This window comes from Streptomyces sp. NPDC005899, from assembly GCF_040629645.1.
Taxonomy (GTDB): domain Bacteria; phylum Actinomycetota; class Actinomycetes; order Streptomycetales; family Streptomycetaceae; genus Streptomyces.
This window is the reverse complement of record NZ_JBEXWB010000494.1, coordinates 1-3565: the sequence shown is the minus strand read 5'-3', so window position 1 is coordinate 3565 and position 3565 is coordinate 1. Positions and strand designations below refer to the sequence as shown.

General features: G+C 73.4%; 1 protein-coding gene and 1 pseudogene. Both read left to right on the top strand.

Annotated features, from left to right (window positions below):
• Positions 1 to 215: 215 nt before the first annotated feature.
• Positions 216 to 1721 (top strand): annotated as a pseudogene (locus ABZ371_RS30410) (hypothetical protein); the annotation flags it as partial.
• 323 nt (positions 1722 to 2044) lie between these two features.
• Complete coding sequence (locus ABZ371_RS30405) at positions 2045 to 3517, top strand: alkaline phosphatase PhoX (protein ID WP_358685664.1); 1473 nt, start codon at positions 2045 to 2047, stop codon at positions 3515 to 3517.
• Positions 3518 to 3565: the final 48 nt, after the last annotated feature.

Sequence of the window (3565 nt, the reverse complement as noted above, 5' to 3'; positions counted from 1 at the left end):
GGGCGATCCGGTCCGGGGCGCCCGGGGGCCGCCGGACGCCGAGTGCACGGCCGCGCCCCCGCGTTCGGCTCCGCGCCGGCCTGTCGCGGAACCGGGCGGCACGGGGCGAAATGCGTCTACGCTGGGTCGGCGGCCCGGACGACACGCACGGGCCGGCCCCGGACCCGTACACCGGATCCCTTTCGCACATGGCACGCCCCGAGGAGACCCCCCTGATGTCCGCTGAGCGCCCTTCCCTGCCGCCGGTGCGGCTGCACACCGAGGCCGAACTGGCACGGGACGCGCTGGCCGCTCCGCTGCTCGCCCGGGCCGTCCGCCTCGCCCGCTGGGCGGGCCCGGAGACCCGGGTGGGCGCCGGTGGCGAGCTCGTCGACGCGCAACTGCTCGCGGCGGCCGAGCACCTCGGGCTCGCCGGTGACGAGGACGGCGCGGCCCACGCCAGTGAGGCCTGGCGCCTCGCGGTCGACACGGGCCTCGTGGACGTGGAGGACCCGCAGGACGCCGGGCACTCCGAGGACTCGGAGGACTCCGAGGACGGCATCGGCGGTCCGGTGGGGGAGGAGGCCGAGGGGACGGTCACCGCGGGCGAGAACCTGGCCCTGATCACCGCGGGTTCGCCCCAGGACGTGCTCGGGATCTGGCTCGACGGCCTGGACGCCGTGCACGCGGACGCCACCGCGCCGGCGTTCGACGACTTCGCCGACCTCATCGGTGAGGACGGCAGCGTCGACTTCGACGCCCTCGACTGGGACCCCGAGGAGGAGGCCGAGTTCCTCGACGGGGTGCTCGGCAACCTCTACGTGCTGACCCTCTCGGACGCCGGACCGGGCGACGCCCCCGTGCCGCTGCCCGCTCTCGCCGCCTCCGTGGTGATCCCCGACGACATGGACGACCCCACGGACGACGTCCTGGAGCAGGTGTCGGAGGCGATGATGCGGCTGGACGACCAGTTCCGGCTGCTCGAAACCATCGGGATCGTCGAATACCGGCCGCTGGACGAGACGTTGCTGACAGAGGAGAGCGAGGAGGCGGTACCGCCCGCCGACGACGAGGACGTGACCCGGTACGGGATGGTGAAGCTCACCCCCCTCGGCCTCTACGGCATCCGGGAGCGGATGCTGGAGGCCGGGGTGGACGCGCCGGCCGTCGGTGACCTCGCCGACAAGGGGGCCGACGTGCTCCTCGACGGGATCGCGCACTACCCCGAGTCCGCCGCCCTCGCCGAGGTCGGGCTGTGGCTCGGCCGGCGTGGAGCGCGGGACGGCGACGGCGCGGGGACCGCCGCCGCCGAGCTCCTGGGCGCCGCGAAGGGGGCCGACCGGGGTGCCCCGCTGCGCAGGCTCCACTGCCAGCAGGCACTGGCCCTGGCCGGCCCCGCGGCGGAACCCGCGGTGCGCGCCGTCCTCGATGACCCGGAACTCGGCGGGCTGGCCCGGGTCTGGCTCGCCGAGCGGGGCGCGGCCGACGTTCCCGCGCCCGAGGAGTCGATGATCTTCTGGCTCGCCATCGACACGATCGCGGCCCAGCTGGACGCGGAGGGGGACATGGGCGAGCTCCAGGAGCTGGTCGAGGGCCTCTCGGGCCGGCACAGCGGCTTCTTCGACGAGGCCTGGCGGGTGGACCACCCGGCGACGGCCGAGGTCCTCGAGGCCATGGCGCGGCTGCACCGCGACCGGAAGACGGCGAAGGCCGCCCGCACGTCCGCCTTCAAGGCCCGTTCGGGCCCGGGTAACTGTTTGTGGGTTAGGCGGGGGGGGGGTGGGTGGGTGCCCGGGGCCCGGGAGCGGTCGCGGCCACGGGGGGCAGGCACGCGGGCAGACGGGGGCCGGGCCGGGGCGAGCCGCGCGGGGGTTCCGGTGGGCGGGGCCGGTTTTCGGCCAGAGCTGACGGTCCGTGTGACGGGCGGTGGCCTGGTTTGTCCCTGTTCACCTGACGGTTTGATGTGCAGGTCCGCTCGACGTCGTCCCTTGTTCAACCGGTGTTGGTGCGGGAGAGGGAGCGTGATCACGCCAACCACCAGGTCACGCAGCACCAGGAGTCCGTGATGTCGTTCACGCGCAGGGAATTCACCAGACAGTCCGCCCTCACCGGTGCCGGTATCGCCCTCACCGGCGCCGTCGGGGCGCTGGCCACCGCGCCCGGTGCCCTGGCAGCCGACGACGCCCGCCACGGGCACGGGGACGACGACCACGGGCATGGCCACGGTCACGGGCACGACAAGGAGCTGGGCTACGGTCCGCTGCTCCCCGACCCGAAGGGCATCCTGGCGCTGCCCGCCGGCTTCTCCTACCGTGTCGTCACCCACAGCGGTGTGACCAAGCTGGAGACCGGCGAGCCCACCCCCTCCAACCATGACGGCACCGCGGCCTTCGAGGGCCCCCGGGGCGTCACCCTGCTCGTCAACAACCACGAGCTGAGCGGCACCCGCTCCGGCTGGAAGTACCCGGTCCCGCTCACCGAGGGCCTCGTCTACGACCCGGTCGCGGCCGGAGGCTGCACCGTCGTGGAGACCCGCCGCGACGGACGCACCGCCGAGTGGGTGGGCATCGCCGGTACCTCCACCAACTGCGCGGGCGGCAGCACCGCCTGGGGCACGTGGCTGACCTGCGAGGAGACCGAGGACAAGGCCGGCAAGAACGGTCTGCTCAAGGACCACGGCTACGTCTTCGAGGTCGACCCGTACGACCGGCGGGCCAACCGCGACCCGCGGCCGATCAAGGCATTCGGCCGGTACGCCCACGAGGCCGTCGTCATCGACCCCAAGCGCGGCCACGCCTACCTGACCGAGGACGCCTCGGGCCCCAACGGCCTCCTCTACCGCTGGGTTCCGCCGCACGGCTTCAAGCACGGCCGCGGAAAGCTGCGGACCCTGGCCGACGACGCCGGGGTCCTCCAGGCCACCCGGTGCTTCGACAGGAAGGGCGTGTTCGTCGACGACCTGTCCCGCGCCACCAAGACCGGGACCGTCTACGGCGTGGACTGGGTCGACGTCCCCGACCGCGACGCGAAGACCGTCTCCGTGCGCAAGCAGTTCGCCGACGGCCAGGTCACCCGTGCGCGCAAGCTCGAAGGCATGTGGTGGGGTGACGGCGGCGCCTACTTCGTCTCCTCCTTCGCCCGTGGCGAGAGCCCCGTGGCCCACGACGGCCAGGTGTGGTTCTACGACCCCAAGCGCCGCACCATCACGCTGAAGGTCCTCCTCGGCGTCAACCCCGACGCCTCGGTGGACGGCGCCCTCGACGGCCCGGACAACATCACGGTGTCCCCGTACGGCGGCATCGTCATCTCCGAGGACGGTGAGGGCATCCAGCACCTCTTCGGGGCCACCGACAGCGGCCGCACCTATCCGATCGCCCGCAACGAGCTGAACGCCGGGACGGCGGAGGAGCCCTCCTACAGCGAGATGACCGGGGTCACCTTCTCGCCGGACGGGAAGACGCTGTTCGCCAACATCCAGACGCCGGGCATCATGCTCGCCATCACCGGCCCCTGGAAGCGGCAGCCGGGCAAGCGCTGACCCGCCGCCGGCGGTCCGGCACGCGGCTGGGCCGCCGTGTGCCGGACC